Genomic DNA, 26978 nt, shown 5'->3' on the forward strand with positions numbered 1-26978 from the left:
AGGGGCCGTATCGCGAAGGGCCGTGTCACCATCCGCGCCGACCAAGCGGCGACCCGCCCGGAATGGGCCTGGGTGCTCAGGTCAACGCCAAATTTCATCGTACAGGATCGTTGCGGTTCCATTATCGGGAGCCGCAGATGGCTCCGACATCCCAGGACGACGACGGATCAGCGCAGGGGCGGTGGAAGCACCCCGCGCGTGCTGCGCTTTCCGCCTGCTTCCTCGCCTTCGCTTGCGTGGCGGCGACGTGGTGGCTCGGTCTCCTCGCAGAGGGTCCGGCACGCGTGGCCGGCTGTCTATGTATCGTCGGTGAGATCGGTTTTCTGCACGTGCGGCTCCAGCCGCAGATCCCGACCGTCAGAACGCTTGCGGCCCGGATCGGAGGGACTTGGGGTTGCCTCGATAGATCGTGCGCGGCGCCGCTTGGTGCTGCATCGTCAGTTCAGCGCGGTGCGGCCGCGCTGCCCTCACGCTGTCCTGCCGCATGGCGCTCCTCCGCGGAGCCGGAGAGCGATGAGGCGCCGATCGTTCGTGGCCTCACACCGGCGGACGGCGCAGGTGCCAGTCGGTCGCCCGCTGATAGGCTTGGCCGATCCGTAGCGCCGTCGCCTCGTCGTAACCCCGGCAGACGATCTGCAGCGAGAGCGGCAGACCGGCGGCGGTGAAGCCGTCGGGCAGCGCCAGGGCGCAGAGGTCGAGGAGGTTGCCGAAGCGGGTGAACCGGGACGGCAGGTGCGCCTCGTCGACCTCGGCAAGGGCTACGGCGGCGCATTCCGTCGTCGGCGTCAGCAGGGCATCGATCCCGTCGAGGGCGGCGGCGTAGGCGTGCTTCATCGCGGCCCGGCGCTGGAGCGTGCTGAGATACTCCTGAGCCGTAACCTTCGCGCCGGCCAGGATCCGGGCCCGCACGGCGTCGCCAAGCTGCGAGGCCGGGTCTTCCGCGAGGGCGCCGTTGACGAAATAAGCCTCGGCGTTGGTGATGCCGCTCATGGCGACGCATTCGCTGAACCGGAACGGCAGGACGACGTCGACGATCTCGGCCCCCTGCCGAGCCAGCAGATCGAGGGCCGCATCGTAGGCCTGCAGCATGTCGGGGGCGACACCGTCCCGCTCGGCGTCCGGCATGCGCCCGAGCCGAAGGCCGCGCACGCCGCGGTTCAGGATCGACCAGGGCGCGTCCGGGGCGATCCCCCGGGTCGTGGGATCGAGCGGGTCGGGACCCGAGATGGCTTCGTAGAGGAGCGCGGTGTCCTCGACGGTGCGGGCGAGCGGGCCCGGCGTGTCCAGCGTGGTCGACAGCGGCACGATCCCCCAGGTCGAGACGCGTCCAACCGTGACCTTCAGGCCCGTGAGCCCGCAGAAGGAGGCGGGCAGGCGCACCGATCCGCCCGTGTCTGTGCCGATGCCCCAGGGCGCCATCCGGGCCGCCACCGCGACGCCGGTACCGCTGCTCGACCCGCCGGGGGTGCGCGGCGTCTCGAGATCCCAGGGGTTCCAGGGGGTGCCGAGATGCTGGTTGGTGCCCCACCCGCCATAGGCGAACTCCACCGTGTGGGTCTTGCCCAGCACGATCATGCCCTGTGCGATCAGTCGGCGGGCGATGGTCGCGGTGCGCTCGGCCCGGCGCGCCCGGTGGGCGGCCGAGCCGCCCATGGTGATCCGGCCCTCAAGGTCGATCAAATCCTTGAGCACCACCGGGACGCCGTGGAGCGGTCCAACCGCGTGGCCCGACCGGATCGCCCGTTCGGCGCCCTCGGCAGCCAGGCGTGCATCGGCGGCGAACACCTCCGTGAAGGCCTGGAGTTTGGGCTCCATTTGCTCGATCTGGCCGAGCAGCGCATCGACAGCGTCGACCGGGGACAAGGACTTCGAACTGATGGCCCGGGCGAGTTCGGCCGCGGACGCATCGACGGGATTCAGATCTGCCATCGGGATCACTGCACGCTGACGAGGGTGAGGTCGACGAACCAGGATTGCGGGGAGACGAAGCCGTGAATCTTCTTCGACATCCCGCGTGGGTTGAGGTCATGCACGATGAACAGCCAGGGCGGGTTGTCCACCAGCCGTTCGTGGGCGAGCGCCGTCTGCGCATCGATCACCTTCGCGTCGTCGGTCTCGGCGAGCGCCTTCAGGGCGGCGTCGAACGCATCGTCCTTCCAGTTCGGGAAGTTGAAGCCGCCGGGCGGGAACCGGTCGCCCGCGAAGTAGCGCGCCATCACGCTGGGGTCGGACGAGGGCGAGGAGACGTTGAGGGCCATCGAGCCCTGCAGGCCCGGGGCGTCCGGCAGCGCCCGGCTCGAATTCAGCAGCACCTGCCACTCGACCACGTTGAAGCTCAGCTCGACGTTGCAGGCCTGCTTCAGGTTCTCCTGAAGGTACTCGTTCATCGGCATCGGCAGCATCTGGCCGGAGCCCGAGGACGAGATCATCACCTTGAGGCTGAGCGGCTTCTTCTCCGAGTACCCCGCCTCGGCCAGCAGCGCCTTGCCCTTGGCGGCGTCGAACCCGTAGCGGTTCTTCGGCGCGCCGAAATTCGGGTCCTTGTCGTTGAGCCAGCCCGAGGCCGGCTCGGCCGTGCCGTTGAGCAGCTCGACGATGGCGGCCCGGTCGACGCAGTAGTTCAGCGCCTGGCGGACGCGCACGTCCTTCAGCGGGCTGTCTTTGGCGCCGATGTTGAAGATGTACGGCCAGACATGCGGGTAGGAGCCCGTGGTGATGGCGAAGCCCGCCTGCTTCAGGGACGGGATCGCATCGGGCGCCGGCACCTCGATCCAGTCGACCTGCCCCGACCGCAGGGCGGCGACCCGGGCATTCGCCTCGGGGATGGGCATCAGCCGGACCTTGTCGACCTTGGCCATCCGGTTCTGATCCCAGTAACCGTCGAACTTGGCCAGATCGACCGATTCCCGCGGGGCTACGCGGGTGATCTTGAACGGGCCGGTGCCGGCCGCCGGCAGCGCCGCGACCTTGGCCCAGTCGCGGCCCGCCTTCTCGAACGATTGGGGCGAGGTGAACAGCAGGTAGACGACCATGTCGGGGAAGTACGACGCGACCTGCGTGGTCGTGATCTGCACGGTGGACTCGTCGATCTTCTTGTAGGTCCCGACCAGGGGCGCCCGGGCCCGGGAGATGCCGGCCCCCTGCGGCTCGAATTGCGGACTGTCGTTCTTGAAGTAGCGGTCGAGGTTCCAGACCACCGCGTCGGCATTGAACGGGGTGCCGTCATGGAAGCTGACGCCCTGTCGCAGGTGGAAGGTCCAGATCGTCTTGTCGTTGGGATCCTGCTCCCAGCGCTCGGCCAGGGCCGGGATGATGCCGGCGAGTTTGTCGGTGCTCTTCAGGTCCCATTGCACCAAACCCTCGAAGATCGGGTAGCCGAGGAAGCGCATGCCCTCGAAGCCGTTGTTGGGCATCCCGGTGGCCGTGGGGATGTCGGAGGCCGTCATGGCGATGCGCAGCACGCTCTCGGCCCGGGCCGCGGGGACCAGGGCGAAGGAACCAGCCAGGGAGGCGGCAATCAGGCGGCGAAGTTTCATCGGATCCCGTTCGTCGAAGTTGCGGGACGCCAGCGGCAAATCTCGCGCCAGATCGTGCGATAGTCCAGGCGCCCGATGACCGGGCAACGCGCGTTTCGGCCCTTGCGCTCGGCACGGGCTGCGCCACGATAATAAAGAATGCGATTCGCCGGACGCTCGAGCCGGACCGGAAGGGAGCTGCCCGTGAGTGATGGGACGCCAACCACGATGAACGGGGCCGAGAGCCTGGTTCGGACCCTCGTCGCCGGCGGGGTCGAGGTCTGCTTCACCAATCCCGGCACGTCCGAGATGCATTTCGTGGCGGCGCTCGACCGGGTCGAGGGCATGCGCTGCGTGCTGTTCCTGTTCGAGGGCGGGGCCACCGGCGCCGCGGACGGCTATGCCCGCATGACCGACAAGCCGGCCTCGACCCTGCTGCATCTCGGGCCGGGTCTCGCCAACGGGCTGGCAAACCTGCACAACGCCAAGAAGGCGCGCACCCCCGTCGTCAACATCGTCGGCGAGCACGCCACCTACCACCGCGAGTACAACGCGCCGCTGACCTCGGACATCGAGGGGCTGGCCCGGCCGATGTCGTCCTGGGTTCACACCGGCATGAGCGCGGCCGAGATCGGCGCGGACGGCGCCGCCGCCATCGCTGCCGCCCGCACCGCGCCGGGGCAGGTCGCGACCCTGGTCCTGCCGGCCAACACCGCGTGGGACCCCGGGATCGGTATCGCGCCTGTGCCGGCGATCCCCGAGCCGGCCAAGGCCGAGGAGGCCGCGATCGCGGCCGCCGTCGCCGTGCTCTCCAGCGGCGAACCGGTGCTCCTGCATCTCGGCGACCGGGCGGTGCGAGGCGAGGGCCGGGTCATCGCCGACCGGATCGCCCGCAAGACCGGCGCGACGCTGATGGCGATGACCTCGAACGCCCGGATCGACCGGGGCGCCGGCACCGTACCGATCGAGCGCCTGCCCTACCCGATCGATCAGGCGATCGAGGCCCTCAAGGGCTTCCGCCACATCATCCTGATCGGCGCTACCCAGCCGGTCGGCTTCTTCGCCTATCCGGGCAAGCCGAGCCTTCTCGCGCCGGAGGGAGCCTCGACCATCACCCTCGCCGCCCCCGAGGAGGACCAGATCGACGCACTGGAGCGGCTGGCCGAGGCGGTGGAAGCCCCGCCGGCCGCGCCTGTCGCCGTGAACTCGCGTCCGAAGCTTCCCACCTCCGGGCCCCTCGACCAGGACACGATTGGCCAGGTCCTGGGCGCGCTGATCCCGGAGGGCGCGGTGATCTGCGACGAGTCGATCACCACGGGCCGCAACTTCTTCGCCCTGACCCGGGATGCGGCGCCGCATTCCTGGCTGCAGCTCAGCGGCGGGTCGATCGGGCTGGGCATCCCGATGGCCACCGGGGCGGCGATCGCCTGCCCGGGCCGCAAGGTGATCAACCTCCAGGCCGACGGCAGCGGGCTCTACACCGTGCAGGCGCTCTGGACCCAGGCCCGCGAGCGGCTCGATGTCGTGACTCTGGTCTGGTCGAACCGCTCATACGCGATCCTACGGGCGGAACTCACCAATGTCGGCGCGCTCAATCCCGGCCCCAAGGCGATCGGCATGCTGAGCCTCGACGATCCGGCCCTGGATTGGGTCAGTCTCGCCAAGGGCTTCGGGGTGGAGGGCCGGCGGGTGGAAACGCTGGAGGACTTCATCGCGGCGTTCCAGCACGCCCTGTCAAATCCCGGCCCGCACCTGATCGAAGTGGCTCTGTGAGCCGCACCACCTACCCGCTCACCGGGCTGGAAGGCCCGGTGGAAATCCGGGTCGACCGCTGGGGATTGGCACATATCCGGGCCGGAACGACGCTCGACGCGTTCCGGGCCCAGGGCTTCAACGCCGCCCGGGACCGGCTGTGGCAGCTCGACCTCTGGCGCAAGCGCGGCCTCGGCTTGCTGGCGGCGGATTTTGGGCCGGGCTACCTCGCCCAGGACCGCGCCGCCCGGCTGTTCCTGTATCGCGGCGACATGGCGGACGAGTGGGCCGCCTACGGGCCGCAGGACACGCAAGCGATCGTCACGGCCTTCGCGGACGGGATCAACGCCTTCGTGGCGCTGGCCGAGGCGCGGCCGGCGCTGCTGCCGCCGGAATTCGCCCTGACGGACACGCGCCCGGCGCGATGGCTTCCGGAAGACGTGGTCCGAATCCGCAGCCATGGGCTGGTGCGTAACGTCCTGTCCGAAGTCGCCCGCGCGCGTGTGCTGGCCAGGGCCGAGACCCGCGAGGCCGGCTTGGCCGCCGACGACCTGCGCAAGCGGATGAGCCCGCCGCACGATCCGGTCATCCCGGACGGGATCGACGCCGCCGGCTGGCCTGACGATCTCCTCGACGCTTTCCGGTTGGCCACCGCCCCGGTCGGGTTCACGCCCGAGCGGATGGCGGCGACGCGCGAAGAAGCCTGGGCCTGGACCAGGGTCGATGCGCACGGCGCCGTCACGCGAGGGCCGCGCGCCGCCCCGAGGGAGCCGGCCGAAGGCTCGAACAACTGGGTGGTGGCGCCCTCCCGCACCGAGACCGGCCGCCCGATCCTGGCGAGCGACCCGCACAGGATCTATCTGCAGCCCTCGCTGCGCTACGCGGTCCACCTCACCGCGCCGGGGCTCGACGTGATCGGGGCCGGCGAGCCGGCGCTGCCGGGTATCTCGATCGGCCATAACGGCCATGCGGCCTTCAGCCTGACCATCGCGCCGATGGACCAGGAGGATCTCTTCGTCTGCGAGACCGATCCCGATGACGCCGACCGCTACAAGTACGAGGGTGGCTGGGAGCGGATCGAGCGGGTCATCGAGACGATCCCGGTGCGTGGCGGCCCGGACGAGACCTCGGTGCTCGGCTTCACCCGGCATGGTCCGGTGCTCCGCGAGGCGGGCGGACGCGCCTTTGCGCTGCGCACGGTCTGGTCCGATCCGGGCGCTGCCGCCTATCTCGGCAGTCTCGCCTATCTCGGCGTCACGACCCCGGAGGCGTTCGGGCAGGCCCTGCGCCACTGGTCGGCCCCCTCCGTCAACCAGCTCTACGCCGACGCGACCGGGCGGATCGCCTGGTTCATGGCCGGCAAGGCACCGGTTCGGCCGTCCCATGACGGGCTGCTGCCGGTGCCGGGCGACGGCCGCTACGACTGGGCCGGATTCCACGATCCGGCCACCCTGCCCTCTCGCATCGACCCGCCGGAGGGCTACCTTGCCACCGCCAACGAGATGAACCTGCCGCCGGACTTTCCCGCCGAGACCCGCAAGGTCGGTTTCGAGTGGGCCGAGCCCTGGCGCGCCCGCCGCATCCGGGCGGTGCTCGACGGTCAGACCCGTCACAGCCTGGCGGATTCCCAGGCCCTTCAGGGCGACGCGCTATCCGAGCCGGCCCTACGGCTCGCCGGGCTGCTCCGCGCGCTTCGGGCGGTGTCGGATCCCGACGTCGCCGCGGCCCGGGCCCTGCTGGCCGCGTTCGACGGGACGCTGCACGAGAACTCCGCGGCGGCTGCTCTTATCGAGGTGGTCTGGGCCCGCCACCTGCGCCCGGCGCTGCTGAAGGCACTGGTGCCGGATGCCGAGACGCAGCGCCTGCTGCCGCCCGGCGACACGCAGAGCCTGATCGAGCGGCTGGAGACGGGCCTCGAGCCGGCCACGCGCGACGCTCTCCTCATCAAGACCTTAGGCGCCGCGTTCCGGGATTGCCGTGTTCGCATGGGTCAGGACCCGGAAACCTGGTCCTGGGGCCGCCTGCACCAGGCCCTGTTCGCGCATCCGCTCTCGCCGCTGCGGCCGAATTTGGACTGGGATGTCGGTCCGTTGCCCATCGGCGGCGCCGCGGCATCGGTCATGCACGCGGAGTACCGGACCGACACGTTCCGGCTGACCCACGGTGCCTCGTTCCGCATGGTCGTGGATGTGGGTGACTGGGACCGTTCGGTCTTCATCAACGTGCCCGGACAGTCAGGGGACCCGGGCAGCCCGCATTACGGCGACCTGGCTCCCGTCTGGGGGCGCCAGCACCATGTGCCGATGCTCTACGGCCGCGCGACCGTGGAGGCGGCCACCGAGACGATCATCACGCTGAGCCCGGCCGCCGCCTGACCGGCGGCGGGTCGAAGACGGGGACCGAAAAACCTTGAAGATCTTCATCGCCGGATTGGCCACCGAGACCAACACCTTCGCGCCGCTGCCCACTGGCCGGGCGGCCTTTTTGGCCGATTATGCCCGCCGCGACGGCAGCAAAAACCCGCCCCGCCTCAGCAATATCGGCCTCAAGGCCTGGCGCGAGCTGGCCGAGGCGGACGGGCACGAGGTGGTCGAGAGCGTCTCGACCTTCGCGCAGCCGGGGGGGATCACCCTGCGCGCCGTTTACGAGGAGCTGCGCGACGCGCTGCTGGACGATCTCTGGACCGCGATGCCGGTGGATGCCGTTCTCTTGTTCATGCACGGCGCCATGGTCGCCGAGGGCTATGACGATTGCGAGGGCGACACCCTGGAGCGGGTCCGCGCCATCGTCGGGCCCGACGTCACGATCGGCCTCGAGCTGGACCTGCACTGCCACCTGACCGAGACGATGCGGCGGAGCGCCGACATCATCGTGATCTACAAGGAATACCCCCACACCGACATCGTGGACCGCGCCCGCGACCTCTACCCGCTGGTGATGCGCACGGTGGCGAAGAACATCCGCCCGGTGATGGCGTATGCCGATTGCCGGATGGTCAACATGTGGCGCACCACCCGTGAGCCGGTCGCGGGCTTCGTGCGCCGGATGGAGGCCCTGGAGGGCCGGGACGGCATCCTGTCGGTCTCCTTCGGGCACGGCTTCCCATGGGGCGACGTGCCGGATGTCGGCGCCAAGATGCTGGTCGTCGCCGACGGCGATGCCGCCAAGGCGCAGGCGCTCGCGAACGAACTCGCCGGCGCAGTCTGGGCGATGCGCGAGGCGGCGGCGAGCCGCTGCGATACGATCGATGCCGCCATCGACGCCGCGCTCGCTTCCGGCGACCCGCGCCCGATGGTGCTGGCCGACTTCGCGGATAATGCCGGCGCCGGAGCGCCCTCGGACAACACCGCGATCCTGGCGCGGCTGGCCGAGCGCGGTATCAAAGATGTGGCACTCGGGCTGATCTGGGATCCGGGCGCGGTCGGGATCTGCCACGAGGCCGGGCTCGGCGCGTCCTTCGTGCTGCGCATCGGCGGCAAGTGCGGCGTGACCTCGGGCGATCCCGTGGACCTGCGCATCACCGTGCGCGGCCTCTCCGAGGATCACAGCCAGGGCGGCCTCAGCGGCGGCCGGGCCCACCTCGGCCCCGCCGCCTGGGTCGAGGCCGACGGGATCCACGTGGTCCTGACCCATATCCGCCAGCAGGCCTTCGCGCCCGACGCCTTCGCGGGGCTGGGGCTGACCCTCGACGACAAGCGGATCGTGGTGGTGAAATCGATGCAGCATTTCTATGCCGCCTTCGCACCGATCGCGAGCGAGGTCCGCTACGTCGCGGCCCCTGGCGCGGTCCCGCCCGATTACGGTGCGATTCCCTACACCAAGCGCTCGGACCGCTACTGGCCCAAGGTTGCCGATCCCTTCGCCGAGGGCGCCCGATGACCCCGGACCTGTCTTTCGATGCCAACGCGATCCTGGCGACGCTGCGTCCTTGGGTGGAATGCGAGAGCCCGACCCACGACGCGGCCGCGGTCAACCGCATGATGGGCCTGGCCGCGCGCGAACTCGCGGTCGCCGGGGCCGCGGTCGAGACCATTCCTGGATCGATGGGCTTGAGCGATTGCGTCCGCGCCCGGTTCCCGCACAGGCATCCTGACCGGCCCGGCATCCTGGTGCTCGGGCATCTCGACACCGTGCATCCCGTCGGCACCCTCGGGAGCCTGCCCTGGCGGATCGAGGGCAACCGTGCCTATGGGCCGGGCATCCTCGACATGAAGGGCGGCAACGTGATCGCGCTCGCGGCGATCCGGGCCCTGGCGGCGTCCCGGATCGAGACGCCGTTGCCGGTGACGTTCCTGTTCACCGGCGACGAGGAGGTCGGCAGCCCCTCGACCCGGGACCTGATCGAGGCCGAGGCTGCCCGCCACGCAATCGTGCTGGTGCCCGAGCCCGGCCAAGCCGACAACGGCGTCGTCACCGGGCGCTACGCCATCGCGCGCTTCGACCTCGAAGCGTTCGGCCGCCCGAGCCATGCTGGCGCGTCCCCGCTTGAGGGCCGCTCGGCGATCCGCGCCATGGCGCGGATGATCCTGGCGATCGACGCCATGTCGGACGCCGACTGTACCTTCTCCACTGGGATCGTCTCGGGCGGGCAATGGGTCAATTGCGTCCCGACCCTGTGCCGCGGCCAAGCGCTGAGCATGGCCAAGCGCCAGGTGGACCTCGACCGGGGGGTCGAGCGGATGCTGGCGCTGACGGGCGAGCAGGACGGCGTCCACTTCTCGGTCACCCGGGGCGTCACCCGGCCGGTCTGGGAGCCGGATGCCGGCTGCATGGCCCTCTACGAGCAGGCGCGCACCTTGAGCGAATCTCTCGGCCAGACCCTGCCCCACCGCAGCGCCGGAGGCGGCTCCGACGGCAACTTCACGGGCGCCAACGGCATCCCGACTCTCGACGGTCTCGGGCCGCTCGGCCAGGGCTACCACACCCTCGACGAGCATGTGCTGATCGAGACGCTGCCCCGGCGGGCGCGCCTGTTCGCGGCTCTGCTGGCCAATCTCGGCGCCGTGGGACAGCCGTGAGCGCGGACCCCGTGACGGTCGTCGTCGCCGGCGCGACCGGCGACCTCGGACTGCGGATCGTGCGGGCCCTTCGGCGCGAGGGTGCGCCTGTGACCGCCATCGTCCGGCCCGGGACCGATCTCGCCCGGACGGCACCGCTCACGGCCCTCGGCGCGCGCATCGTGGAGGCCGGCCCCGGACGCCCGGGCAGCTGGCAGGCAGCCTGCGTTGGCGCCGGCTGCGTGGTTTCGGCGCTCAACGGTCTGAGCGGCACGGTGATCGACGCGCAGACCGCCCTGCTCGAGGGCGCGGTCCGGGCCGGCGTCCCGCGCTTCATCCCGTCCGACTTCGCGATCGATTATGCGAAAACCGCGCCCGGCGGAAACCGCAACCTCGACCTCCGCCGAGCCTTTCAGGCCCGGCTCGACGCCGCGCCGATCCAGGCCACCTCGGTGCTCAGCGGCGCATTCATGGAACTGCTCGACGGGCAGGCCCCGCTGATCCTCCATCGTCCGCACCGGGTGCTCTGCTGGGGCAGCGCCGACCAGATCCTCGATTTCACCACGAAGGACGACACCGCCGGCTTCACGGCCCGGGCAGCCCTGGACCCCGAGGCGCCACGCTGGCTGCGCGTCGCCGGCGACAGCCTCAGCGCCCGCACGTTGGCCGAGACGGCGGGCGATGTTTTCGGCACCCGCTACCGGCCCCTGCGCGCCGGTGGGCTCGGGACCTTGAGCTTGATGATCCGGGTCGCCCGCACCCTGGCGCCGGGGCGGGGCGCGGTGTTCCCGCCCTGGCAGGGCATGCAGTACCTGCGCGACATGTTCGAGGGGCGGGCGCGGCTCACGCCGCTCGACAACGCCCGCTACCCGGACCTGCGCTGGACCACGGTCCAGGCCTTTCTGACGGAGGCCGCGCGGCGACGGGGCCGGTAGCCGACGCCGCGTCGCAGTCAGGCGCGGCCCCAACCCAGGGTGGCCACCGCCACGGCGCCGATCATCCCCCCGATCGTGCCGCCCCCGAAGAAGCCCACCATGGCCAGCAGCGGACCCGAGGGCGCCGCCAGCGCGAAGACCAGGGAGCTTCCGACGCAGCCTGCGGTGGCGATCACGGACATCGGGAACCTCATGCAACTATCGGTTGTATAACCGGGGCTGTTTCCATCAGGTTCCCGCCTGCGGGGAGGCGCTGGGTCAGACTGGGTCGACGGGCATCTCTGGAACGCCGGCAGCCTCGATGGCCGCACCTGCCGCGAGGCAGAGATCCTCCCGGTAGCGCGCGGCGACGAGCTGGACGCCGACGGGCGTGCGCCCGACCAGCCCGGTTGTGACGGTGAGCGCCGGAACTCCGATCGGCGCCAGGCCGACCTGCAGGAGGTTCGCCTCGAAGGCGCGTGCGATCCCGACCTCGCCGGTCCGGTCGAGCCCGTCCGGGAACGGCAGCTCGGCGGAGACCGGCACCAGCAACACGGAATGCTCGGTGAGGAACAACGACCAGTCGCGCACGAGCGTCGCGCGACGCGTCAGTGCCTTGGCGATGGCGTCGGGGGCCATCGCTTCCGCGCGCGTACGGAAGTGTTCCAGCAGGTCGATGGCTGCCGGGTCGCCTTCGCGCTCGGCCGCCGCCCGGGCCGCCTCGTAGCCGTCGCCGAGCCAGAGCTGAAGCTGCAAGGCGCTCGCCTCACGGATCGGCGGCGTGTCGGCGATCTCGGTCACCGCCCACCCGGCCTCGGCCAGGCGCCGGGCGGCCTCGCGCAGCGCGGCCTCGACCTCGGGCACCACCGCGAGGCCGCCGGGCCGCACGCAGAGCGCAGCCCGGCGCGGCACCGCGGGACCCTCCAGCGGCGCCGGCACCCACCAAGGATCGCGCGGGTCCGGGGCCGCCATCGCGTGGAAAGCGAGGCGCACATCCGCGATGCTGCGGGCCAGCGGACCCGATACCGCCATCAATTGCGGCCCGATCCCGCGCTCCGGCGACGAGGCGTTCCAGGCTGGGATCCGCCCCAGGCTCGGACGGAGCCCGTGAACGCCGCAGGAATAGGCTGGGTAGCGGACGGAGCCGGCGATGTCGGTCCCGTGGGCGACGGCCCCGATCCCGGCCGCCACGGCTGCGCCTGCGCCGCCGGACGAGCCCCCCGGCGTCAAGCCGGGATCGCGGGGATTCCTGGTCTCGCCGTGCAACTGATTGGTGGTGAACCAGCGCAGCGAGAAGGCGGGCGTGTTGGTGCGTCCGAGCAGCACCGCTCCGGCACGCCGGAAATTCGCCACGACGGGGTTGTCGTCGGTAGCCATGAGATCGCGCTGGAGGCGCAGGCCGTTCGTGGTCGCGAAGCCCCGCTGGTCGACATTGACCTTGATCGTCACCGGCACGCCCGCGAGCGGCCCGAGCGTATCGCCCCGGGCGCGGGCGGCGTCGACCGCATCGGCCTGCGACAGCACCTCGTCGGGGCGATGCTCGACCACGGCGTTGATTCGCCCATTGACCGCGTCGAGGCGATCGAGGGCGGCCTGTGCGACCTCCCGGGCCGAGACCTGGCCGCTGCGAATCAGAGCCGACAGGTCGGTCGCGGTCAGACGCCAGAGCTGCATGTGATGTCCCTTTGCCGAGCCCCGCAGGGCGAGATTCGCTTCGGACACGCGCCGAGTCGAGGCGCGACACCGTCCGTCACGGCCTTATTCATTATGCAAGCGCGCGGCCGTTTTTTTAAGCATTGGCCGATCGCGAGTATCGGCAACGGCTTGCCGCATCGCAGCAGAGGAACCTAAGCATTTCGCGGTAGCCGACCCTTGCCAAGCATGGACTGATTGATAACCTCGCCAGCGTTCGCCCGTTCAACCGGCCAAATCTGCGGGAAGGATCAATCTCCTCCGACGAAGACAGACAACCTCCAGAGCAAGGCAGGCTTCCATGGCAGAGATGATTCGCGTCAAGCCGACTCACGACGGCACCTATACGGTCTATCGCGGGACTCTCGCGTTGATCAGCGGGCTGACCCGCCTGCAGGCGGAGCGCTATGAGGCCAGTATCAGCAAACAGCGACGGTCCGAGCTCGCCGCTGCGAGCCATTGATGACCTGAGCCGAGGCCGGCCGCCAGACGGGCAGGCCGGTCTCGGTTTCGACGACGCCCCGGGCGTTCAGGTCAAGCTGATCGGTCCGAGGTCGCAGACAACACCAGCTGCGTCCAGGCCGCGCCGCCGCGCGCTGACCGCGAAACCTTCGCCCGAGCGGGCGATCTCGTACATCAGATAGGACGCCCGCCGCGCCGCGAGCCCGCCATGCCCATCCGGGCGCGCGGACGCCGATGGCGCGCCGATTACCGGTACGGAACGGCCGTCCGGCCCCGGTACAAGGGCGCAGGTGGTGGTGTGGTTGTGGCCGTGGAGGATCAGGTCGGCGCCCGCCCGCGCGATCATCGCCGTGAAGGCGGCGGCGTCCTTCAACTCCCGCCCCGACGACGCGCCCCCCGGTTGGGGCGGGTGGTGGATCATCACCACCCGGAACGGTTTGCCCGGTTCGGTCGCCAGCGCGCGCAATAAAGCTTCGGCCGCGGCGAGTTGCGGCGGTCCGAGGCGGCCGGTGGCCACGAACGGCTTCGTGGGGATCGCGCTCGAGAGGCCGATCAGGGCCACGGGGCCGCGCCGCCTCAGGTAGGGAAAGCGTCCCGACGAGCCCGAATCGTCCCCGGTGTAGCCATGGCAGGCCGCCAGCAACCCCTCCAGGGAGCCACGCACGTAGGCGTCGTGATTCCCCGGCACGAAGCTCACGGTCTCGGGGGGCCCCAGGGCCTCCAGGAAGGTGCGCGCCGTCTCCCACTCGCTCGGCAGGCCGATGTTGCACAGGTCGCCGGTGCAGGCGACATGCGCGGCACCCTGCTGCTTCAGGTCGGCCACCAGGGTTTCGAGCACGGTCATGTCGTGGCTGCGCGAGCGACCACGCCGCCAGTTGGCGTAGCCGGTAGCGCGCTTGCCGATGAGCTGGTGCAGGCGCACGCGGCCCAGTGGGCCGACATGGGGGTCACTGAGATGGGCCAGGCGGAAGATCAAGGCCGACGATCAACGCTGAAGGAGGGCACGGAACGCGCCCGGCATCGCGGTCGCGGGCTCCCGCGTCAAGCGCTGCCGATCAGCATCCCGGCGGCCAGCACCAGCGCGCCGCCCAGCATCACCTGGAGTGCCGCGCGCCAGAACGGCGTCGCCATGAAGCGCGTCCGGATCGCCGCGATGGCGACCAGCTCGACGATCACGACCACGACGGCGAGGCTCGTGGCGAGCAGGAACGGGTTCGGCCAGCCGGGCGGCAGCCGGTCCGGGATCGCGTAGGGCAGCGTATGGCCGAGGCCCCCCAGCGTCGTCATGACCCCGCAGACCAGGCCGCGCATCCACGGATCGCCCCGTCCGGTGACGCTGCCGTCGTCCGACAGCGCCTCCGTGAAGCCCATGCTGATGCCCGCCCCCACGGAGGCCGCTAGCCCGACCAGGAAGGTCGCGCCGTTATGGCCGGTGGCGAAGGCGGCGGCGAAGATCGGCGCGAGGGTCGAGACCGAACCGTCGATCAGGCCGGCGAGCCCAGGCTGGACGTAGCGCAGCGCGAAATTCCGCCGCGCTTCGGCGGCGTCGATCACGGATTCGAAGGCGGCAGCCATGCTCGGCACTCCTGTTTGGATTTGTTCTAATCTACTGTTTAGAATTGATATAAACAAGCGCGGACGGATTTTCGCTGCGATGGCCGCGCTTTCGCCTGGGCCGCTCCGGTGCCGGGCGTGCGATCGCGTCTGTCCGATGGCCGATCGAGTTGCGTTGGCCGAGGCGCGGGGACTAGACCATGGCCGGACTAATCCGCGCTCGCCCCAATCGGGCTGCGCCGCTCCGGTCGCCAAAAGCGTTTCATGAGTCTCGGCAAGCGCATCCTACGCCATCCCGTCGTTCAGCGCGCCCTCGGGCGCCTCGCGGCCGGCTATCTGCGGCTCGTGCAGGCGACGAATCGCTTCGAGGTGCAGGCCGGCGCGGCGGCAAACGGGAGCTCCGACGAATGGATCGGCGCACATGTGCCGCTCATCGCCGGCATGTGGCACGGGCAGCATATCATGATGCCGTTCATGCGACGGCCGAGCGATCGGGTCGCGACGATCATCTCCAAGAATCCGGACGGCAACATCAACACCATCGCGCTGGAGCATCTCGGCGTGCGCGTGATCCGGGCGTCCGGCGCTCGCGGCCGGGACCGGGCGACCGACCTGCGCGCCAAGGGCGGTGCGGAAGGGTTGCGGGCGATGCTGCGGGCCCTGAAGGCCGGCGAGTCGGTGGCGTTCAGCGCCGACGTACCGAAAGTGTCCAGGCGTTGCGATGCCGGGATCCTGACCCTCGCGCGGTTCTCCGGACGCCCGATCGTCCCGGCTGCCGTGGTCACGAGCCGGCACCTGCGCTTCGGATCCTGGGACAGGGCCTGTCTCGGTCTGCCCTTCGGCCGGGGCGCGGTGGTGCTCGGCGAGCCGATCTACGTCGCCCGCGACTGCGCCGGCGAGGAGTTCGAATCGCTCCGGCGCCACCTCGAAGCCGAGATGGACCGCGTGCACGCCCGGGCCTACGCGCTGGTCGGGCGTGCCGACCGGGCGGCGCTCTATCGCAACGGGTCTCCGGCCGCGGCGGCCGCCCCGGTGGGAGACCCCGCGTGAAGCTGCCGTCCGTGACCCTGCCGCTGCTGGCCTACCGGGCCGGCCTGCGCGTCGGTGAGCCGGCGCTGGCCGGGCTCCTCGCGTGGCGCGCGCATCACGGCAAGGAGGATCCGCTGCGGCTGCCCGAGCGGCGCGGGCTGCCCGGCCGGGCTCGCCCAGTCGGACCGCTCGCCTGGATGCACGGCGCCAGCGTCGGCGAAGTCCTGTCGCTGATCGGGCTTGTCGAGGGCATGATCGCCCGCGGCTTCTCGGTGCTGGTGACCACGGGGACGCGTTCGGCCGCCGAATTGATCGGGGCCCGCCTGCCTCCGGGTGCCGTGCACCAATACGTGCCGCTCGATGCGCCGCGCTGGGTCGCGCGGTTCCTGGACCATTGGCAGCCCGACCTCGCCATCGTGGCCGAATCCGAGATCTGGCCGAACACGATCTTGGAATTGGACGCCCGCGAGATCTCGCTCATCCTGGTCAACGGCCGGATGTCGGAGCGCTCGTTCAAGGGTTGGGAGCGGTGCCCGCGCACCGCCAAGGCGCTGCTCTCCCGGATCGCAATCTGCCTGACGCAGACCCAGGAGGACGGCACGCGCTACGCCAAGCTCGGCGCACCCCGGGTCAGCGTCGCCGGCAACCTGAAATTCGACTCCCAGGTGCCGCCGGTCGATCGCCAGCAACTGGCTTATCTCGACGGCATGGTCGCCGACCGACCGGTCTGGGTCGCTGCGAGCACCCATGAGGGCGAGGACAGCATCGTCGCCTACGCCCATGCCGTGCTGAAGTCGCAATTTCCGAGACTCCTGACGATCCTCGCACCCCGGCATCCGAGCCGCGGCACGGATGCGGCCGAAGCCGCGGCCACCTACGGCCTGCGTAGTGCCCGGCGCTCCAGCGGCGGACGTCCGCATCCGTCCGTCGAAGTGTACGTCGCCGACACGATCGGTGAGATGGGCTTGTTCTACCGCCTCGCCCCGCTGGCGTTCCTCGGCGGCTCCCTGGTTCCGCATGGCGGCCAGAACCCCATCGAGCCGGTTCGCCTCGATACGGCGATCCTGCACGGCGCACACACCGCCAATTTCGATATGGTCTATCGCGCCCTCGACCGTGCCGGCGCCGCCCTGCCGGTGCGGGACGGGGTCGAGTTGGCCGTCCTGGTCGGCGAACTCTTGGGGGATCCGGCGCGTCTGGCCGGCATGGTGCAGGCCGGCCCCCGGGCGTTGGAGCCGTTCGAGGGTGCGGTCGGCCGTACGCTCGCGGTGCTGGAGCCGTTCGTGGCGCAGATGAAGCTTCAGCGGCTCGACCGCGGCGACCTCGCGCGCCCGCTCATGCGTGCCTGATGAGGCCACCGCGCTTCTGGACGGCGGGGGCCGACCATCCAGCCGCGCGCGCCCTCGCGCCGCTCGGCGCGGCCTATGGAGCGCTGAGCGCCCGGCGCATGAACCGCCCCGGCATCCAGGCGGGCTGCCCGGTCCTGTGCCTCGGGAATTTTACGCTCGGCGGAGCCGGCAAGACGCCTTCCGCGATCGCGGTCGCGACCCTGCTCATCGAACTCGGCCTCAGGCCGGCCTTCCTGTCCCGGGGCTATGGCGGGCGCCTGGCTGGGCCCGTCCGGGTCGATCCGACCAGCCACGGGGCCGCGGATGTTGGCGACGAACCGCTGCTCCTGGCCCGTCATGCGCCGACGGTCGTGTCCCGGGACCGCCCCGCCGGAGCATCGCTGTGCCTGTCGCTCGGTGCCGATGTGATCGTGATGGATGACGGGTTGCAGAATCCGACGCTCGCCAAGGACCTCGCCTGGGCGGTGATCGATGGGGGTGCCGGCATCGGCAACGGCCGGCCGTTCCCGGCGGGGCCCCTGCGCGCACCGCTCGAAGGACAATGGTCCCATGTCGCCGGTCTGATCCTGGTCGGAGACGGGGCTCCCGGCGTCGCGATGGCGCTGGCCGCGGAGCGGCGGGGGCTGCCGGTCCACCGGGCGCGGCTGGTTCCGGATCCGGTCGGCCTGACCGGCCGGCGTTGTCTCGCCTTCGCGGGAATCGGTCGGCCTGAGAAATTCTTCGCGACGCTGCGCGGGACCGGGGCCGTCATCGCGGCTGCTCGGCCGTTTCCGGATCATCATCCCTACCGCGAGGCGGAACTCGCCGCCCTGGCGGCCGAGGCGGACCGTCTCGGTGCGGAACTCGTGACCACCGAGAAGGACGCGGTCCGCCTGCCCGGCGCGTTCGTGGCGCGGGTCCACGTCCAGCCCGTGCGCCTCGTGCCGGACGATCCCGAGGCCCTGCGCGAGCAGATCCGCCGGGCCCTGTGACGCTACGGGCGCCCGGTTTCCTTGAGCCGCGACAGGATCGCCTCGGGTGATACGTAGGCCTCTTGCCGGGCCGCGCTCCAGTAGCGCAATTCGTCCAGCGGGATCGGGTCGCCTGTGACCGCGCAGCGCACGAAGCTGCCCGGCTTGACCACCCGCATCGTGCCGTCCCCATACTGGACGACCGCCTCGCCGTTATGTCCGCGCTCGTAGCGACCCAGCACATCCGCCTCCTGATCGATCCTGCCGCCCTAGATATCGGATCCGCGACAGGGGTCTAGCGGTCTGATCCGCATCACGTTTTCCCGAACGCCGGCAAGCATCGCCCGGAATGGTGCACCCTGGCCACGGATTCAGGTCAGCATCGACGGGGCGGTATCGGTGGCCAGCAGGGCCCGCGCCGCGTCGGAATCGACGTGCATGCGCGCGATCAACGCGTCGGCGCTGTCGAAGCGCTCCTCGCCGCGGATGTAGCCGACGCATTCGATGGCGATCTCCCGTCCGTAGAGGTCCCCGGCGAAATCGAACACGTAGACTTCCAGGAGCGGCGCGCCGTCGTCGAAGGTCGGACGGCGCCCGTAGCTCGCCACGCCGTCGCGGATCTCGCCGGGGCCGAGGCGGACGCGCACCGCGTAGATGCCGTGGGCCAGCCCGCAATCGGGAAGCATCACGTTGGCGGTCGGGAAGCCGAGCTGGCGCCCACGTTTGTCGCCGTGACGGACCTGGCCGAGCACGAACCAGCGGTAGCCGAGCAGCGCGTTGGCCCGGGCGACGTCGCCGGCGGCCAGGGCAGCCCGGATCGCGCTGGACGAGACCGGCTCGGTCTCGCCCGCCAGGGCGACGGGCTCGACGATCCGGCAGCCCAGGCCGGCCTCGCCACAGAGTTCGGCCAGGATCGCCGGCGTGCCCTCGCGGTTGCGTCCGAAATGGAAATCGTGCCCGACCACCACGCCGGACAGCCCCAGAGACCCTCTCAGGAAGTCGAACACGAAGGCGCGGGCGCCCGTGGCGGCAAGCGCCCCGTCGAAGCGGCGCACGACCAACCCGTCGAGGCCGAGATGCGCGAACACGATCTCCTTGGCCGCCAGCGCGGTGAGGCGGAACATCGGCGCATCGGGCGCGAAATAGGCGCGCGGATGCGGCTCGAAGGTCAGCACCGCGGACGGCCGGCCCACCTCGCGCGCCGCCGCCCGGACGTTCTCGACCAGCACGCGGTGGCCACGATGGACGCCGTCGAAATTGCCGATCGCCGCGACCGCTCCAGCGAGGGCCGGTGGGATCGGCGTATCGATGCCGCAAATCGTGAAAGGCCGCATGGCCGGTTTGTCGCCTGAGGCCATCGATTCGGGGTCGGAGACTCGGAAGGGTCGGATGAGAAAGAGGCGCCTGCGCGGTTCGCGTCAGGCCCGACAGCGCCGGACCCTGCCGAAAGCCGTCCGGAGGGTCAAGCGACCTCCCCGCCCTGTGACGACGCAGGGGCGGTCTGCGAAAGACACACCCGCAGATTAACGGCTTCGCAATGCGGCGGGCCTATTTTAAATGCTGTGCAGCGCGGCTATTTTGCGGCGTTAGTGAAGCGTTCATCTTTCCGGGAGCCGCCGCGGCTTCCCGCCGGGCAATACGGAGCAGTTGGTCTATGGCTCTCGATCTGAGCATGCCGATCCTCGTTGTCGACGATTACCAGACGATGGTCCGAATCATTCGGAATCTATTGAAGCAGCTTGGCTTCGAAGAGGTCGATGACGCATCGGATGGTACGGCGGCACTGGCTCGCCTCAAGGACCGCAAGTACGGCCTGGTCATCTCCGACTGGAACATGGAGCCAATGACCGGCTACGAGCTGCTCCGGCACGTGCGGGCCGACGAAAATCTTCGGACGACGCCGTTCATCATGGTGACCGCCGAATCCAAGACCGAGAACGTCATCGCCGCCAAGAAGGCTGGCGTGAACAATTATATCGTCAAGCCGTTCAATGCGGCGACGCTCAAGTCCAAGATCGAGGCGGTCTGCGGGAACTGATGATTTCCGTGGCACGTCCAACGCGCCCCCCGGCAAAGCCGCCGGCACGCCGGAAGGCGCCCAAGAGCGATGCCGCCGGCATCGCTGCTCGCCGATCCCAGGAGGAGAGCATGTCGTCAGCCGCCGCGCGACAGCCCGATATGCGGTTCCGTGAACCGCACGCCGTGATCTCCGAGTTAATCGAGATCGCGGATTACATCGCCCATTTGCGCGAAGAGATCGGTGCGCTCCGGGCGAACGAGATGAGCCGCGACCGGATTCCCATGGCGCATGAGGAACTCGGCAGCGTCGTGGTCGCGACCGCCGGGGCCACCAACACGATCATGGAGGCCGCGGAGGCGATGCTCGGCCTCCCGGACGGGCCTGGCTACCGGGATGCCGTCGAAGAGCGAATCAACACGATCTTCGAAGCCTGCGCCTTCCAGGACATCACCGGCCAGCGCATCGCCAAGGTCGTGGAGGCCCTGCGGCTGTTCGAACAGCGGCTCGCCCGCTTTGTCGGCGCCGTGAAGGCCCGGGATGCATCCTCCACCGACCCGGCCGAAACGGCTCGCCGCGCCCGCGCGGAGGACCTCCTTCTCAACGGCCCCCAGGCCGTCGAGGAAACTCCGTCCCAGAACGACATCGACGCCCTGTTCGCCTGACCGGCTCCGGCTCCGGCCCCGGTCGGTCCGGCGCCCATCGACGCGAGTCGGTTGGGCGGGTTAGATCGCCCTCGGCAACCTGATGCCGAGGGCGGTGTCGAAGGAAAGTTCCGGCCAAGGCATGGCGGCGCAAAACTGGTCCGAGCTGACGACGGACGACCTCAACCGGCGCGACATGCGGCGGGTGATCGCGGTGCTGCCGGTGGCCGCCATCGAGCAGCATGGGCCGCACCTCCCGCTCGGCACCGACGCGATCATCGCCGACGGCTACCTCGACCGTGTGCGCACGCGTGTGCCGCACGACCTCGACGTGCTGCTGCTGCCGGTGCAGGTCATCGGCAAGTCCGACGAACACGACGCGTTTCCCGGCACGCTCTCGCTCGATACCGGGACGGCCCTGGCGGCTTGGACCGGGATCGGCACCGCCATCCATCGCGCCGGCTGCCGCAAGCTGGTGATCGTCACGAGCCACGGCGGCAACAGCGCCCTCATTGATCTCGTGACCAGTGATCTGCGCGCGCGATTCGACATGGTCGCGGTCACGACGTCCTGGGCCCGGTTCGGCTATCCCGACGGCCTGTTTCCCGCTGACGAGATCGCCCACGGCATCCATGCCGGTGGCATCGAGACCGCACTGATGTTGGCGCTGCGGCCGGATCTGGTGCGGACTGACCGGATCGCGGATTTTCCACCTCGCAGCCGCGCGATGATCCGGGATTTCACCCATCTCCGCGCCGGCCGGCCAGCCGCCTTCGCCTGGAAGGCAGGCGACCTGCACCCGTCCGGAGCCATGGGGGATGCCCGGCTCGGCAGTGCCGAGGCCGGTCACGTTGCCCTCGATCACGGCGCCGCCGCTTTCGTGGAACTACTGCGGGACGTGGCGCGGTTCGAGCTGGATCCGGCGTAACCGGCGCGGACGTGCCGCCGAAAGGTCCGTTACGCGCCGTGCAGCATATGCCGGCGCCGAGAGGCTCGGCCATGAAAGTCGTCGCGTTGATCTCCGTCGCCCTGTTGCTCGCCGCCGGACGTCCGGCCGCGGCGCTCGAGCGGCCCGTCGTCGTCGAACTCTTCGCCTCGCAGAGCTGCTCCTCCTGCCCGCCCGCCGAAGCGCTGATCGGGCGGCTCGCGCATGAAGGTGCGGACGTGCTGCCGCTGGCCTTCCACATCACCTACTGGAACCACCTCGACTGGCGCGATCCCTACTCCCTGCCTGCCGCCACCGAGCGGCAGGCTGATTACGCAGCCCGGTTGGGCAGTTCGAACTACACCCCGCAGGCCGTCATCGACGGACGCACGGCCGTTGTCGGCTCCGACGAGGCCGGCCTGCGGGCCGCCGTGGCACAGGCCCGGCGTGCCGGGATGGCGGTCGGAGTTACGCTGTCCCGCGACGGTGCCGGCCTCGCCGCCCGGGTCGGAGCCGGAAGCGGAACAGGCCGGGTCCTGCTAATTGGCTTCGATCCGAGCCATACCAGCCGGGTCTTGCGCGGCGAGAATGCCGGCCGCACGCTCGAACAGGCGAACGTCGTCCGCTCGATCCGGGATCTCGGAGCGTGGTCCGGCGCCGCCATGATGTTCGAGGCCGCTGCACCTGCGGGTGAGACGGCGGCCCTCCTGGTGCAAGCGACCGACGGCCGTATCCTGGGCGCGGCCCGCCTGGGCGAACGCGTCGCCAGCGCCGCGGAGATGCCGCAATGATGCTGGCGATGCCCGGCGTCGCGGGATGCGGATGGGCCCTGGCGCCCGACTCCAACCCCGCGCTAGACTCCGGCCGTGCCGGGGAATGGATCGGCGGCGGAGCCCGGATGGCGCTCGAAGGTGAATTGGCCGCTCTGATGGCGGCGGCGCAGGGTGGCGACGCGGCCGCATATCGCGCCTTGCTCAAGGCGTGCCTGCCGGTGGTCTCGTCGATCGCCCGTGCGCAGGGCGTGCGCGGCGAGGCCGTGGACGACGTCGTCCAGGACACGCTGATGACCGTGCATCGGGCTCGGGCCAGCTACGATCCCGCGCGGCCGTTCCTGCCGTGGCTGCGCGCCATCACCCAGCGCCGGGCGATCGATCGCCTGCGCCGGACCGGGCGCCGGCCCCGCGAGGTTCACGATCCGATCGCCTACGAGGCGGAGGCCGATCCCGGTCCCGCGCCGGGCCAGGGTCTGGAGGCGCGCGACCGCGCCGCCGCCCTTGCGCGTGCGGTCGCCTCGCTGCCGGACGGGCAACGGCAGGCCGTGGAACATCTCGGCCTGCGGGAGCTGTCGTTGGATGAGACCGCGGCCCTGACCGGGCGCAGCAAGGGCGCGCTCAAGGTCAACCTTCACCGGGCGCTCAAGGCCCTGCGCGCCAACCTGATGCAGGAGCGGCGCTGATGGCCGACTTGGCCGGCCATGACCCGGGTCCGCAGGCCTTCAGCTGCCACGATCGTCTGGTCGAGGATCTCGCTTTCGGCCTGGAGCCGGTGCGGCCGCTGCCCTCCCCGGCCCTGCGTGCAGCCCTGTGGCTGGGTGCGGCGCTGATCGTCGGGCTGGTCCTGGCGAGCCGGATCGATAGCACCGGCTTCATGCAGCGGATGCAGGTGCCGGATCTCGTCTGCGCCGCACTCGGGGCGGTGCTGACGGCGGTCGGCGCCGCCTTCGCGGCCTTCGCCACGAGCGTGCCGGGCCGCTCCCGGGCTTGGGCGTTGCTGCCGCTCCCGGCCCTGGCCCTCTGGATCGGGGCGAGCGGTTTCGGCTGCCTGCGCGATTGGATCGCCCCCGGCACCGACCGGCCGAATCCCCAGGAAGTCGCCGGCTGCTTCAGTTTCTTGGTCTGTGTCTCGGTCCCGCTGTCCGTGCTGATCGTCGTGATGCTGCGCCGCGCCTGCCCGCTGCGGCCGAACCTGACGGCAGCGCTCGGCGGACTCGCGGCCGCGGCCGCGGCCGCGGCGTTGCTGATGCCGTTCCATCCGCACGACGCCACCGCGTCGGATCTGCTGATTCACGCCGTCGCCGTGCTCGGTGTGATCGGGCTCAATGGCCTCGCGGGCGGCCGGCTGCTCGGCAGCCGGGTCAACTCGAGCTGAGCGTCAGCGCTCGTCCGGATCCGCCCCCGGCCAAGCCACGATCCGGTCCGGCAACTCGTCGTCGGAGAACTCCTCCTCGTTGCCGGCGAGCCGGCCGCGGATGGAGATGCCGGCCTCGTGCACGCTGGAGGCCCGGCCTGAGACAAGGGGATGCCACGGATAGAGCGGTTCGCCGTCGCGCACGAGCCGATAGCCGCAGGTCGGCGGCAGCCACGGGATCGTCCGCACCGCCTCCGGGGTGAGGCGGACGCAGTCGGGCACGCGCTTCTGCCGGCGGGCATAATCGCGGCAGCGGCAGGTCAGGCCGTCGAGCAGGGTGCAGCCGATATCGGTATGATGGACCTCGCCGGTCTCGTCATCCTCGAGCTTGATCAGGCAGCACCGACCGCACCCGTCGCACAGGCTCTCCCACTCGGACGGCGTCATGGCTTCGAGGGTCTTGGTCCGCCAGAACGGCTCGGCGACCCCGTGGCGCAGCGCCTCGGGCTTGGACATCGGTCAATCTCGCGAGCGGGAAGTGTCTGTCTCTGCCCGAGCTGGTGCCGCGGGGCAAGGCGCTGCACCTGCGGCGAATCACGGGACCGCGCAGAGCCTCGCCGACCGTTCCGGATCCTGCTAAGGATGGATACGCCGCGCGGTGTCTCGGCCGCGCGGTGCCATGCCCGCGGCGCGGGCGCTCGATCCTCCGCCGCGAAGGCGCTCGACAAGCCGGGTCCGACAACGTGCGCCTGCCGACGCTCACCGAGATCAAGATCCGCATCGAGCGCGCCGCGCTGGCGTTCGATGCCTGGGTCAATGCCGGCCTCTACGACAGCGGTCGCTCGACCGGCGCGGCCTACGAACGCTTCCAGCGGTTCATGGGCCGGTTCGCCGTCCACGGCTGGAAGCGGATCGCCCTCGACCTGACCAGCGAGGCCGTCACCCTGGGGGCCGGTGGCGCGGTTCTGCTGCTCGCCTTCGCGCAGCCCGCGTTCCAGCTGACCAGCGAGAACTGGCTGAAGCAGCAGGACCTCGCCGTCACGTTCCTGGACCGGTACGGCACCGAGGTCGGCCGGCGCGGCATCAAGCACGACGACTCGCTCAAGCTCGACGAGTTTCCCGACATCATGATCAAGGCGCTGGTCTCCACCGAGGACCGGCGCTTCTACGAGCACTGGGGCATCGACCCGATCGGCACCCTGCGGGCCCTGGTCAACAACTCGCGCGGCGGCGGCGGCACGCAGGGCGGCTCCTCGATCACGCAGCAGCTGGCCAAGAACCTGTTTCTGACCAACGAGCGGTCGCTGGAGCGCAAGATCAACGAGGCATTCCTGGCCCTGTGGCTGGAGAGCCACCTGACCAAGAACGAGATCCTGAAGCTCTACCTCGACCGGGCCTACATGGGCGGCGGGACGTTCGGCGCCGTGGCGGCGGCGGATTACTATTTCGGCAAGCCGTTGAAAGACATCAGCCTGGCCGAGGCAGCCATGCTGGCGGGATTGTTCAAGGCGCCGACGAAATACGCCCCGCACGTCAACCTGCCCGCCGCCCGCGCCCGCGCCGCGGACGTGCTCCACAACATGGTGGAAGCCGGCTTCGTCACGGAAGGCCAGATCCAGACCGCCCTCCGCAACCCGGCGACCCCCGTGACTCGCACCCGCGACATCACCGCCGATTATTACCTCGATTGGGCATTCGGCGAGATCAAGGCCATGGCCGATGCGGGCAAGCTCCGCAACGACCGCGTCCTGACGGTCAAGACACCCCTCGACCTCGCGATCCAGAAGCGGGCCGACGAGGCTGTGGCCGACATCCTGCGCAAGTCCGGCGACGCCTTCGACGTCGACGAGGCCGCCATGGTCATCCTTGATCCCGACGGGGCACTGCGCGCCATGGTCGGCGGCGCCGATTACGGCGAGAGCCAGTTCAATCGCGCCACCGACGCGCTGCGCCAGCCCGGCTCGTCGTTCAAGCCCTACGTCTACTCCGCTGCCCTCCTATCGGGGTTGTTCAAGCCAGAGACCACGGTGGTCGACAGCCCGGTCTGCATCGGCAACTGGTGCCCACAGAATTACGGCCGGTCCTATGCCGGCCGGGTGCCGATGTGGCTCGCCGTGGCGAAATCGATCAACACGATCCCGATCAAGATCTCGATCTCGCTCGGCAAGGCCATGGGTATCAGCCATGAGGCGCGCGCCGCGAAGGCCGGCCGCGCGAAGATCACCGATCTGGCCCACAAGATGGGCATCACCTCGAACCTGATCGACACGGTCTCGATGCCGATCGGCTCCGACGAGGTGACGGTGATCGACCAGGCCGCCGGCTACGCGGTGTTCGCCAACGGCGGCTACAAGGCCAAGCCCTACGCCGCCATGGAGGTCAAGAACTCGTCCGGCGAGGTGATCTACCGCCACGCCGACGAGGCGCCCGATCGGGTGCTCCCGTCCCAGGTCGTCGCCGACATGAACTTCATGCTCAACAAGGTGGTCGAGGAGGGGACCGGCAAGCGCGCTCAGCTCGAGGGCGTGAAGGTCGCCGGCAAGTCCGGCACCACGAACGCCTACCGGGATGCGTGGTTCGTCGGCTACACCGGCAATTACGTCGGCGCGGTCTGGTTCGGGAACGACGACCACACCTCGACCAACAAGCTGACCGGCGGTTCGCTCCCCGCCCAGCTCTGGCACGACGTGATGGAGCCGGCCCACCAGGGCATCGAGATCAAGGGTTTGCCCGGCCTCAAGGAAAGCCCGCGGGCCGCCCAGCAGCAGGCGTCCGGCGGTCCGACCGCACCGATCGATCCGAATGCCAGCGCCTACGGCAAGCTCTCGCGTCGCTCCTTCGAGGTGATCGGCGGCTTGAACGGCCTGTTCCGCACCGTCGAGCGCCCGCCCGCGGGCGACGCGCGGCCGGATGCCGCTGGTGGCGTCGACAAGGCGACCCAGAAGACCGACCGGAAGCCCGGCGACCGGGCCGCGGCACCCCCGGCCCAGCCGCGCGAGGTCGCCGAGGGCGCACGGTCCGTCGGCGGCCGCATCGAGCTGCGGTGACCCA

The 26978-nt window shown here is 70.2% G+C and carries 24 protein-coding genes and 1 pseudogene; 16 read left to right on the forward strand and 9 right to left on the reverse strand.

Annotation, left to right across the window (positions count from 1 at the left end):
- Positions 1-537 precede the first annotated feature (537 nt).
- Both ACYQPG_RS22555 and ACYQPG_RS22560 read right to left on the reverse strand, forming a co-directional pair.
- Positions 538-1929, reverse strand: a complete 1392-nt coding sequence (locus ACYQPG_RS22555) for an amidase (RefSeq protein ID WP_147907317.1) — start codon at positions 1927-1929, stop codon at positions 538-540.
- A gap of 5 nt (positions 1930-1934) precedes the next feature.
- A complete protein-coding gene (locus ACYQPG_RS22560) occupies positions 1935-3536 on the reverse strand; it encodes an ABC transporter substrate-binding protein (protein ID WP_461231798.1) in 1602 nt (533 codons plus the stop codon).
- A gap of 207 nt (positions 3537-3743) precedes the next feature.
- Between ACYQPG_RS22560 and ACYQPG_RS22565 the strand changes: the two genes are divergently transcribed.
- From ACYQPG_RS22565 to ACYQPG_RS22585, 5 genes are read left to right on the forward strand one after another with little or no spacing between them, the layout of a single operon-like run.
- The gene (locus tag ACYQPG_RS22565) at positions 3744-5288 is read left to right on the forward strand and encodes an acetolactate synthase large subunit (protein ID WP_419831066.1); all 1545 of its coding nucleotides are present in this window, start codon (positions 3744-3746) and stop codon (positions 5286-5288) included.
- Positions 5285-7642 (forward strand): penicillin acylase family protein, encoded by a 2358-nt coding sequence (locus ACYQPG_RS22570; protein WP_461231799.1) that lies wholly within the window; start codon positions 5285-5287, stop codon positions 7640-7642. The genes ACYQPG_RS22565 and ACYQPG_RS22570 overlap by 4 nt, the downstream gene beginning before the upstream one ends.
- Positions 7643-7676: 34 nt before the next feature.
- The gene (locus ACYQPG_RS22575) at positions 7677-9146 is read left to right on the forward strand and encodes a M81 family metallopeptidase (protein ID WP_461231800.1); all 1470 of its coding nucleotides are present in this window, start codon (positions 7677-7679) and stop codon (positions 9144-9146) included.
- On the forward strand, positions 9143-10285 hold the full coding sequence (locus ACYQPG_RS22580; protein WP_461231801.1) for a M20/M25/M40 family metallo-hydrolase: 1143 nt from the start codon (positions 9143-9145) through the stop codon (positions 10283-10285). Before ACYQPG_RS22575 ends, ACYQPG_RS22580 begins: the two co-directional genes overlap by 4 nt.
- Entirely contained in the window at positions 10282-11199 is a 918-nt protein-coding gene (locus ACYQPG_RS22585; RefSeq protein ID WP_419830268.1) for an NmrA family NAD(P)-binding protein, read from the forward strand. Before ACYQPG_RS22580 ends, ACYQPG_RS22585 begins: the two co-directional genes overlap by 4 nt.
- A 17-nt stretch (positions 11200-11216) precedes the next feature.
- On the opposite strand, the gene ACYQPG_RS22590 is transcribed toward ACYQPG_RS22585, so the two are convergent.
- On the reverse strand, positions 11217-11393 hold the full coding sequence (locus ACYQPG_RS22590; protein ID WP_461231802.1) for a hypothetical protein: 177 nt from the start codon (positions 11391-11393) through the stop codon (positions 11217-11219).
- 64 nt (positions 11394-11457) lie between these two features.
- On the reverse strand, positions 11458-12852 hold the full coding sequence (locus ACYQPG_RS22595) for an amidase family protein (RefSeq protein WP_419831067.1): 1395 nt from the start codon (positions 12850-12852) through the stop codon (positions 11458-11460).
- 319 nt (positions 12853-13171) lie between these two features.
- Between ACYQPG_RS22595 and ACYQPG_RS22600 the strand changes: the two genes are divergently transcribed.
- Complete coding sequence (locus tag ACYQPG_RS22600; RefSeq protein WP_461231803.1) at positions 13172-13333, forward strand: hypothetical protein; 162 nt, start codon at positions 13172-13174, stop codon at positions 13331-13333.
- A 66-nt stretch (positions 13334-13399) separates the two neighbouring features.
- On the opposite strand, the gene ACYQPG_RS22605 is transcribed toward ACYQPG_RS22600, so the two are convergent.
- Entirely contained in the window at positions 13400-14305 is a 906-nt protein-coding gene (locus tag ACYQPG_RS22605) for a metallophosphoesterase family protein (protein WP_147907343.1), read from the reverse strand.
- Between the two features lie 68 nt (positions 14306-14373).
- Positions 14374-14865 (reverse strand): annotated as a pseudogene (locus ACYQPG_RS22610) (VIT1/CCC1 transporter family protein); the annotation flags it as partial.
- Positions 14866-15150: 285 nt separating this feature from the next.
- Between ACYQPG_RS22610 and ACYQPG_RS22615 the strand changes: the two are divergent.
- The 3 genes from ACYQPG_RS22615 to lpxK are packed head-to-tail and all read left to right on the forward strand — an operon-like array spanning position 15151 to position 18235.
- Positions 15151-15936, forward strand: coding sequence for a lysophospholipid acyltransferase family protein (locus ACYQPG_RS22615; RefSeq protein WP_419830270.1), 786 nt, complete (start codon positions 15151-15153; stop codon positions 15934-15936).
- Positions 15933-17264: a 3-deoxy-D-manno-octulosonic acid transferase gene (locus ACYQPG_RS22620; RefSeq protein WP_461231804.1), complete on the forward strand. Its 1332-nt coding sequence runs from the start codon at positions 15933-15935 to the stop codon at positions 17262-17264. Before ACYQPG_RS22615 ends, ACYQPG_RS22620 begins: the two co-directional genes overlap by 4 nt.
- A complete protein-coding gene (lpxK, locus tag ACYQPG_RS22625; protein WP_461231805.1) occupies positions 17264-18235 on the forward strand; it encodes a tetraacyldisaccharide 4'-kinase in 972 nt (323 codons plus the stop codon). Before ACYQPG_RS22620 ends, lpxK begins: the two co-directional genes overlap by 1 nt.
- A 2-nt stretch (positions 18236-18237) precedes the next feature.
- On the opposite strand, the gene ACYQPG_RS22630 is transcribed toward lpxK, so the two are convergent.
- Positions 18238-18456, reverse strand: coding sequence for a DUF2093 domain-containing protein (locus tag ACYQPG_RS22630; RefSeq protein WP_147938174.1), 219 nt, complete (start codon positions 18454-18456; stop codon positions 18238-18240).
- A gap of 129 nt (positions 18457-18585) precedes the next feature.
- Entirely contained in the window at positions 18586-19572 is a 987-nt protein-coding gene (locus tag ACYQPG_RS22635; RefSeq protein ID WP_147938173.1) for a bifunctional riboflavin kinase/FAD synthetase, read from the reverse strand.
- Positions 19573-19868: 296 nt separating this feature from the next.
- On the opposite strand from ACYQPG_RS22635, the gene ACYQPG_RS22640 reads away from it, so the two are divergent.
- From ACYQPG_RS22640 to ACYQPG_RS22665, 6 genes are all read left to right on the forward strand, one after another.
- Positions 19869-20252 carry a response regulator gene (locus ACYQPG_RS22640; protein ID WP_007560016.1) on the forward strand — a complete coding sequence of 128 codons (384 nt, stop codon included), beginning with the start codon at positions 19869-19871 and terminating at the stop codon, positions 20250-20252.
- Between the two features lie 110 nt (positions 20253-20362).
- Complete coding sequence (locus ACYQPG_RS22645) at positions 20363-20896, forward strand: protein phosphatase CheZ (protein ID WP_147907305.1); 534 nt, start codon at positions 20363-20365, stop codon at positions 20894-20896.
- Between the two features lie 121 nt (positions 20897-21017).
- Positions 21018-21803 (forward strand): creatininase family protein, encoded by a 786-nt coding sequence (locus ACYQPG_RS22650; protein WP_147907304.1) that lies wholly within the window; start codon positions 21018-21020, stop codon positions 21801-21803.
- A gap of 71 nt (positions 21804-21874) precedes the next feature.
- Positions 21875-22591, forward strand: a complete 717-nt coding sequence (locus tag ACYQPG_RS22655) for a DUF1223 domain-containing protein (RefSeq protein ID WP_461231806.1) — start codon at positions 21875-21877, stop codon at positions 22589-22591.
- Between the two features lie 107 nt (positions 22592-22698).
- Entirely contained in the window at positions 22699-23256 is a 558-nt protein-coding gene (locus ACYQPG_RS22660; protein WP_147907342.1) for an RNA polymerase sigma factor, read from the forward strand.
- Complete coding sequence (locus ACYQPG_RS22665; protein WP_461231807.1) at positions 23256-23948, forward strand: NrsF family protein; 693 nt, start codon at positions 23256-23258, stop codon at positions 23946-23948. The genes ACYQPG_RS22660 and ACYQPG_RS22665 overlap by 1 nt, the downstream gene beginning before the upstream one ends.
- 3 nt (positions 23949-23951) lie before the next feature.
- Here ACYQPG_RS22665 and ACYQPG_RS22670 read toward each other — a convergent pair whose 3' ends face one another.
- Positions 23952-24443: a YcgN family cysteine cluster protein gene (locus ACYQPG_RS22670; protein ID WP_147907301.1), complete on the reverse strand. Its 492-nt coding sequence runs from the start codon at positions 24441-24443 to the stop codon at positions 23952-23954.
- Positions 24444-24670: 227 nt separating this feature from the next.
- Between ACYQPG_RS22670 and ACYQPG_RS22675 the strand changes: the two genes are divergently transcribed.
- Positions 24671-26974, forward strand: a complete 2304-nt coding sequence (locus ACYQPG_RS22675; RefSeq protein WP_419830276.1) for a transglycosylase domain-containing protein — start codon at positions 24671-24673, stop codon at positions 26972-26974.
- The last annotated feature ends 4 nt before the right edge of the window (positions 26975-26978 follow it).

Source organism: Methylobacterium sp. CM6246 (assembly GCF_054818005.1).

What these genes read in the sequence shown, in the direction of transcription:
- ACYQPG_RS22555 (WP_147907317.1), bottom strand. Translation starts at nt 1,929, where the DNA reads ATGGCAGATCTGAATCCCGTCGATGCGTCCGCGGCCGAACTCGCCCGG.
- ACYQPG_RS22560 (WP_461231798.1), bottom strand. Translation starts at nt 3,536, where the DNA reads ATGAAACTTCGCCGCCTGATTGCCGCCTCCCTGGCTGGTTCCTTCGCC.
- ACYQPG_RS22565 (WP_419831066.1), top strand. Translation starts at nt 3,744, where the DNA reads ATGAACGGGGCCGAGAGCCTGGTTCGGACCCTCGTCGCCGGCGGGGTC.
- ACYQPG_RS22580 (WP_461231801.1), top strand. Translation starts at nt 9,143, where the DNA reads ATGACCCCGGACCTGTCTTTCGATGCCAACGCGATCCTGGCGACGCTG.
- ACYQPG_RS22590 (WP_461231802.1), bottom strand. Translation starts at nt 11,393, where the DNA reads ATGAGGTTCCCGATGTCCGTGATCGCCACCGCAGGCTGCGTCGGAAGC.
- ACYQPG_RS22595 (WP_419831067.1), bottom strand. Translation starts at nt 12,852, where the DNA reads ATGCAGCTCTGGCGTCTGACCGCGACCGACCTGTCGGCTCTGATTCGC.
- ACYQPG_RS22600 (WP_461231803.1), top strand. Translation starts at nt 13,172, where the DNA reads ATGGCAGAGATGATTCGCGTCAAGCCGACTCACGACGGCACCTATACG.
- ACYQPG_RS22615 (WP_419830270.1), top strand. Translation starts at nt 15,151, where the DNA reads ATGAGTCTCGGCAAGCGCATCCTACGCCATCCCGTCGTTCAGCGCGCC.
- lpxK (WP_461231805.1), top strand. Translation starts at nt 17,264, where the DNA reads ATGAGGCCACCGCGCTTCTGGACGGCGGGGGCCGACCATCCAGCCGCG.
- ACYQPG_RS22635 (WP_147938173.1), bottom strand. Translation starts at nt 19,572, where the DNA reads ATGGCCTCAGGCGACAAACCGGCCATGCGGCCTTTCACGATTTGCGGC.
- ACYQPG_RS22640 (WP_007560016.1), top strand. Translation starts at nt 19,869, where the DNA reads ATGGCTCTCGATCTGAGCATGCCGATCCTCGTTGTCGACGATTACCAG.
- ACYQPG_RS22645 (WP_147907305.1), top strand. Translation starts at nt 20,363, where the DNA reads ATGTCGTCAGCCGCCGCGCGACAGCCCGATATGCGGTTCCGTGAACCG.
- ACYQPG_RS22650 (WP_147907304.1), top strand. Translation starts at nt 21,018, where the DNA reads ATGGCGGCGCAAAACTGGTCCGAGCTGACGACGGACGACCTCAACCGG.
- ACYQPG_RS22655 (WP_461231806.1), top strand. Translation starts at nt 21,875, where the DNA reads ATGAAAGTCGTCGCGTTGATCTCCGTCGCCCTGTTGCTCGCCGCCGGA.
- ACYQPG_RS22660 (WP_147907342.1), top strand. Translation starts at nt 22,699, where the DNA reads ATGGCGCTCGAAGGTGAATTGGCCGCTCTGATGGCGGCGGCGCAGGGT.
- ACYQPG_RS22665 (WP_461231807.1), top strand. Translation starts at nt 23,256, where the DNA reads ATGGCCGACTTGGCCGGCCATGACCCGGGTCCGCAGGCCTTCAGCTGC.
- ACYQPG_RS22670 (WP_147907301.1), bottom strand. Translation starts at nt 24,443, where the DNA reads ATGTCCAAGCCCGAGGCGCTGCGCCACGGGGTCGCCGAGCCGTTCTGG.